We start from the raw sequence: 6,558 nt of genomic DNA on the forward strand, positions 1-6,558 counted from the left end.
TATGTTATGTATAAATCAAACGAACCTATAGCGATAGTTGGATATCACTGTCGATTGCCCCAATGCAATGATGCAAATCAATTGATGCAGCTTCTAGATAATAAAAAGGTTGCTATTCAACAACAAACCCAAGAGTTAAATTCTGATTTAACTGCATATAAAGCTGAAATAGACCATCCTGATTGTTTTGATGCGGAGTTTTTCGGTTTTTCAATAAAAGAGGCCGAATTACTTTGCCCCCAACAACGGTTACTTCTTGAAGACTGTTGGCTAGCGCTTGATAATGCAGGCTATGCCCCTCCTCATGCGAATCATGAAAATACAGCCGTGTTTGCAAGCTGTACGGGAAACCCATTTTACTGGCAAGCCTTATTACAAGATTACCCTGATCCCTTTTATCAATTTCAAATTTTAGTTCATAATGACAAAGATTTTATTGCAACACGCGTGGCCTATTTATTGAATTTAAAAGGGCCAGCCATGACTATCCAAACAGGATGTTCAAGCAGCTTGGTAGCACTTCATCAGGCTAAGCGTGCACTGGAGGCGAATGATTGCAATATGGCTATTGTGGCAGCGAGCTCCGTTACTTATCCCATCATTAATCCCATGCCAGCGATTCAAGGCATGATTTTTTCACCAACAGGCCGTTGCCGTCCTTATGCACCTGGGGCCGATGGTACGGTAATGGGCATGGGAACCGTAGCTTTAGTCTTAAAAACATTGAGCCAAGCACAAAAAGATGGGGATTCCATATTAGCACTCATCAAAGGTAGCGCTATCAATAATGATGGAAAAGGGAAAATGAGTTTTACTGGACCCTCTTTAGATGGGCAAATTGATGTGATTCATAAAGCATTAAAAGATGCAAACCTCACTGCCAAAGATATTCATTTGGTAGAAGGTCATGGAACAGGTACCATCATTGGTGATGAATTAGAGCTGGCTGTATTTCATGAAACTTATGGTCAAAATAGGGAAACCCCCTGTTGGTTAGGATCAGTAAAAGCCAATTTAGGTCATTTGGATGTGGTCAGTGGATTAGTTTCTGTTTTAAAAACGAGTCTTGCTTTAAATCGTGCTGCCGCTTTTCCCCAACCTTATCAAGATAGCGTTCTCCAACGCAGCATGCCCAATACAAAGCTTGAACTGTGTGCAGAGAAAATGCCAATTGATCCCCATACCAATGCAGCAGTTCATTCCTTAGGGGTAGGAGGAACGAATGCACATGTTATTTTATCTGCACCACCTCCTGGCGTTAAAAATGGAGACCTATTGCTTCAAAGAAAACCACGACAGGTATTCAAACAAACCCCTATCCCATTGCCCTCAGCATTGAGAAGCAATACCATGAAAACTAATGACTCTGTTTGCACAACATCAAGGAATACGCCCCTATCTGAATTAGTGAAACAAGCTTGGATAGAGATTCTAGGAAATAAGGATTTACACGCTGATGATAATTTTTTTGCATGCGGCGGTGATTCATTGATGGCAATAGCATTGATAGATAGAATTAATAAATTAATTGGTTTGAAATTAAGCTATTTGTTTGTTTATGAAAACCCAACCTTCCAATTATTCGTCCAACAGGTGGTGCAACATAGCATGATGCAGATGGGTGTCAGTGAATATGAACCATCAGAAAATGCATAGGCTTGACCAAAAAGAACCTCACATGATCATCCTTATCTTTATGTGCTCCTTTGCCTCTATGGGAGCAATACTGTTTACTCCTGCATTACCAGAAATTGGAGAATATTTTAATATTTCATAAGGTTATAGCCAATTAACTGTCTCATTATTTTTATTAGGCTATGCGATTGGCCAGTTGCTTTATGGGCCGCTCGCTAATCGTTTTGGCCGAAAACCTGCTTTTTTATTGGTGTGTCTATTACAACGCTGGGGTCTATATTCTGCATTCTGTCTGTGACATTTCAATCTTTTATAGTGTTACTTTTTGGACGTGTCCTTCAGGCATTGGGGTCAAGTGCGGGGCTGGTGTTATCTTTTACTATTATCAATGATCATTATTTTCCTGAACAATCTAGGCGGATCATCGCTTATTTAATGTTATCGTTTGCAATCGTTCCTGGGATTGCAACGGTTATTGGCGGTTTATTAGTGAGTCGTTTTCATTGGATCAGTTGTTGTTATTTTTTACTTTGTTATGGATTATTAGAGGGTATAGTAGTGAGTTTACTCAAAGAAACGGCCACTACTCTCAGTAAGCAAGCCTTGCACTTTAAGCACATCAAAAGAAATTATGCCCTTGCTTTTCAAGATCAATTTTTACGTGGTTTCACCTTCTTTTTTGGGCTGTCGGGTATGTGTGTCTATATTTATGCAGCCACCATTCCATTTATTGCCGTTTATTATTTAAATATTTCACCAGAGAAATATGGATTACTGGGGTTAATTCCCTATATAGGAACAGCCTTTGGTTCGGTGATTTCAGCAAGGTTGTCTTCGATTTTGGATTAAAAATCATTATTAAAAATTGGCTTAGTGATTAATGTTGCAGTATCAACCGTGATTGCCATCTCTTTTTATTTTGGATTTATTCATCTTTGGGGGATCATTTCATGCGGATTTTGTTTTATGTTTGGCAATTGTCGCCTCATGGGAAATGGTTCAAGCATTGCTACGTCAAAAGTCGAAGACAAAGCGAATGCTTCCGCTGCAATGAATTTCATTAATGTGGCTATACCTATGTGTGGTACCTTTATTATCGCTTTAATCCCAGGATCACCCATAGTGAAATTACCTCTAAGTTTTCTCATCGCTATGATAATAATGATTAGCACCTGGTTTTATTTAAATTCATTTACCTCTTGTGAGAAACAGTCTTCACTATGATATTTAGGTTCTGCCCATAAACACATTACTGGGCCTAGAGCTCGGAACTTATGTTATGATACGAAAATTCAGATAAAATTATCTACATATAATTAAAAAAATCTTCTTAAAAACTATCTTATCAATAAACTACAAAATCCCTCTATTGTGATAAGTTTTTCGTATGTCCTGATTAAAAAATGATTTTCTCTATTCTATACTTGGTTCATTTAGGCAGGAAGACAAAGCACTGTCGCTAAGTCTTATATCAAGCCTTAGCGATGGGGTCATTTTGCCCCTCCTCTGACTTCGAAGTAAAACCATGTTCTCTTATACGAAACTCATGTTAAGTTATAGTTAGAATTTTCGGACTGATTCAAATGCATTGTGTTAACCTTTATTTCTAAAACTACCTTTCTCTTCTATTTGATCGTTACACTTGATACAGATTCAATAACATGCGTAGTTTCTGGTTTTACATAAGCATTTAATTTAAATAAACCAAATAGTGAAGTAACCACAGATAGCGAATTGTCTGACGTTTTAGTAATAGGTATTGTTTGTTCTACTTCTACATTAAAATAGGGAACCATACCTTTAGCTGTTAAAGTACCATTTCCATTATCCTTAACTTCCGCAGGCCCTTCATATTCCTTTATTGGACAAGAATTACTGCCTTTATTTTTAATTGATACATTGACATTATATTGATTTTTTTCTATTTCCTTAAATATTGCCACCGTATCGAATTTACATGGCCCGCATTCTACTTCTCCAGTGTATGTTCCTTTTCGAAAAAAAGACTCTCTTTGAGACTCGCTTTTTGAGCTTGAGTTAGGCATGAGGAGTTATCCTTCTTAAAAATTTTATATGAAACCCTGAACTAAAATCCTATAATTCATCTACGAATTATTAATTTATAATTGGTCAATTATTTGCCAAATAGGGAACTCAGAAATTACTGACTATAGCTAGCAGCTCACTTTGATCAAATAATATTATTTTTGTTCATTATATTATCATTTATTTATTAAGATTTTATTAACGGCGTGCTTGTTTCTTTACCGACCGAAAATTGCCTCAAATTACCTGTTGCCGAAGCCATGCCCAACTAAGTATGTAAATTGCATCGTTGCCTCAATATTGCTGTTGCCGAAAGGAGGAAAGCAACAATGGGGGAAGTACGCATGGATTTATATTTAAAACACAGCGTTGGCGATATCACCGAGGTAATCGTGAGATGAAGAAACACATCTTGGATGAGTTATGCGACACGTATGGTTATCATCGCAAAGCGGCAGCAAGGTTATTAAGGCAGTTACCAATCATGAAAAAGGTTTAAGTGGAACTAAACCTAGACGCCTTCTAAGAAAACATATTCCGATTAATACAAACCAGTGGGACACGACCCAAGTTGATTTTATGGAAACAGATACTGTGACACATTGTGGTACTTCACTAATGAGTGAGTTTGTTTGGTCTATTATATTTTAGAGATTGGGCAGAAATGTGTGCCCTCTCAAAATCATCAGAGCTACTTTATCTCTTTGTAACATAAACCCCCGCGATAGCGGAGGGTGGAGACTTAGTATTCAACAAGCCACCTTTAAAGCTGCAAATAACTCCACAGCCAAAAAGAATAACAATCATGATAAATTTGCTTATTAAGCTTAGTGCTTCACAATTTTGGCGCGGCTCATTAAATTTTTTGCATACAAGTCATAATCCATCATACCATAACTTGCTTCTATTTGTTGAGTCAAGCTATCTTGTTCTTCACCATCTAATTCATTCAGTTTTCCATCATTAATATGCTTTAATTTTACTACAGCATAATCACCATTAGGCAAAACAAAACCATCCTTGCTTTCTGGTTGTAGCAGATTAAATGCCATATCATTTATTTCTGCATCTTCTTTGTCATTATCTCTAGTTGCCTTAACTACAGGTTTCCATTCTAATTGATTTGAAATAATGAGATCTTGCTGTTGTTTTTCTTCAGCCGAATTTAATAAACTCATTCCAATTTTTTTGGCTTTAGACTCTGCAACTTTTTTTACTAGAATCTTATTGATTCGATCTTGAACCGCATTCAAGGTTTGTTCTTTTTCTGGCCAGTGCTGATTAACTCTTACAACCACAACAGAATCATTATCAATTTGTATTGGTTCACTATTATTTCCTAAATCAAGTACATCATGGCTAAAAGCGGAATTAATTACTTGCTTATTTTTTGTAATATTCTCAGTATTCCCTTCTCTAGAAAAAGGTTGAGTCTTTTCTATTTTTAACTTTAAGGCATCCGCAACAGGCTCCAATGAGTCTGGAGATTGATAACTTAAATCAGATAATTGTTCCATAGCTTGTGTATATTGAGTCTGTGCCATTTCTACAACCAATTGCTCTTTAATTGATGCATCCACTTCGGATAACTGCTTCGTTGAAACAGGTTTATAATCAATTAGTTTAAAAATTTCATATCCATGCTTTGTTTTCTCGGGAGATGAAATTTGCCCAGGTGTAGTTAAATGAGATAAGAACTTACTGTATTCATTTTGTCCTGCTGTAATCCATGGAAGAACACCATTATCAGCAATAGAAAGCTTGTCATCAGACAATTTTGAAACCAGATGATCAAATTGTTTTGGATCCTTCTGTAAAAGAAGATAAGCAGAATTAGCTTTATTTTGGATTTTTTCTAATTCATCTTTATTTGCACCTTGCGGAACAGCAAATAAAATATGAGCCACCTGCCATCGTGCAGGAGTTAAATAATTATTTTGATTTTCCTCATAATAACGTTTAACGTCATCATCCGATACTTTAACTTTATTTTTGATATCATGCATTGATAAAGTAACATAATCCAAACTGACTTTCTCTGGAGACATAAACTCTCGTTTATGTTTGTTATAATAGTCAGCAATAGCTTCTTGAGAAATTTGCACGTCTTTTTCGAAGCGAGATACAGGAACGATTAAATACTCATAATCCCTGCTTTGCATATACAAACTTACAAAACGATCAATTTCATCAGGTAAAGCAAAAGAGCTTCCCATGAACGCAAACCGTTGTTGATTAAGGAGCATTCCTTGCTTTACTTCATTTTGAAAACTTGATTGAGTAAATAATGCGGCATTTAACGCTTGTTGGTATTTTTGAGCCGAAAAATGACCATCTTCTTGGAATTGTGGGATACTCAAAATTGCTGCATTTGCTTGATCTGCACTCACATTAAAGCCATTCTTTCGCGCTGCTTGTACGAGTACCTCATTATTAATCATCTGCTCTAAAACTTGGTTTTGCAGTTTTTTTTCATCTGCAGCAGTCAATTGTGACATATCTTGCATCGCACGAGCACGTCTGTAACTCGTATCAAATGCTTGTAAAGTCAGTGGGTAATCATTAACTACCACTTTTGCACTTGTTGTTTGACGTGATTGCAAATAATAATCGACACCAAAAAGTGTAAACGTAATACCGATTAAGATGACCACTAACCAAGCTACAACACCCTGTATACGTTCATTTAACTTTTGCAACATATCCGACGATCCATTTTATATTAATAAAGCTGTAAATTTTTTGACGCTGATTATATCTCAATAGGATAAAGAAAAAAACAAAAACCAATGGCTCTACCCCAACAAAGGGGGCATTTTAATCAAGTTAGTCTAGACTAAGCCTTTGATTTGACGGTCAAAAGGAAGATTAAAATGC

General features: G+C 36.4%; 5 protein-coding genes and 2 pseudogenes. 5 read left to right on the forward strand and 2 right to left on the reverse strand.

Annotated features, from left to right (window positions below; translation table 11 throughout):
• Positions 1-6 precede the first annotated feature (6 nt).
• The 4 genes and pseudogenes from Lsan_RS12855 to Lsan_RS22140 all read left to right on the forward strand — a co-directional run bounded on the left by Lsan_RS12855 (position 7) and on the right by Lsan_RS22140 (position 2,859).
• Positions 7-1,656 (forward strand): beta-ketoacyl synthase N-terminal-like domain-containing protein, encoded by a 1,650-nt coding sequence (locus tag Lsan_RS12855; protein WP_058514632.1) that lies wholly within the window; start codon positions 7-9, stop codon positions 1,654-1,656.
• A gap of 139 nt (positions 1,657-1,795) precedes the next feature.
• Positions 1,796-1,933, forward strand: a pseudogene (locus Lsan_RS23575) (MFS transporter); the annotation flags it as partial.
• Positions 1,876-2,484, forward strand: a pseudogene (locus Lsan_RS12860) (MFS transporter); the annotation flags it as partial. The pseudogenes Lsan_RS23575 and Lsan_RS12860, both read left to right, overlap by 58 nt.
• A 117-nt stretch (positions 2,485-2,601) precedes the next feature.
• Positions 2,602-2,859: a hypothetical protein gene (locus tag Lsan_RS22140; protein WP_133134360.1), complete on the forward strand. Its 258-nt coding sequence runs from the start codon at positions 2,602-2,604 to the stop codon at positions 2,857-2,859.
• 401 nt (positions 2,860-3,260) lie between these two features.
• Here the strand turns inward: Lsan_RS22140 and Lsan_RS12870 are convergent, their stop codons facing one another.
• The gene (locus Lsan_RS12870) at positions 3,261-3,680 is read right to left on the reverse strand and encodes a hypothetical protein (protein ID WP_237762127.1); all 420 of its coding nucleotides are present in this window, start codon (positions 3,678-3,680) and stop codon (positions 3,261-3,263) included.
• Between the two features lie 424 nt (positions 3,681-4,104).
• Here Lsan_RS12870 and Lsan_RS22145 point away from each other — a divergent pair, with 424 nt between their 5' ends.
• Positions 4,105-4,332, forward strand: coding sequence for a hypothetical protein (locus Lsan_RS22145; protein ID WP_058514635.1), 228 nt, complete (start codon positions 4,105-4,107; stop codon positions 4,330-4,332).
• Between the two features lie 176 nt (positions 4,333-4,508).
• Here the strand turns inward: Lsan_RS22145 and Lsan_RS12880 are convergent, their stop codons facing one another.
• Entirely contained in the window at positions 4,509-6,383 is a 1,875-nt protein-coding gene (locus tag Lsan_RS12880; protein ID WP_058514636.1) for a SurA N-terminal domain-containing protein, read from the reverse strand.
• Positions 6,384-6,558: the final 175 nt, after the last annotated feature.

This window comes from Legionella santicrucis, assembly GCF_001468135.1.
Taxonomy (GTDB): domain Bacteria; phylum Pseudomonadota; class Gammaproteobacteria; order Legionellales; family Legionellaceae; genus Legionella; species Legionella santicrucis.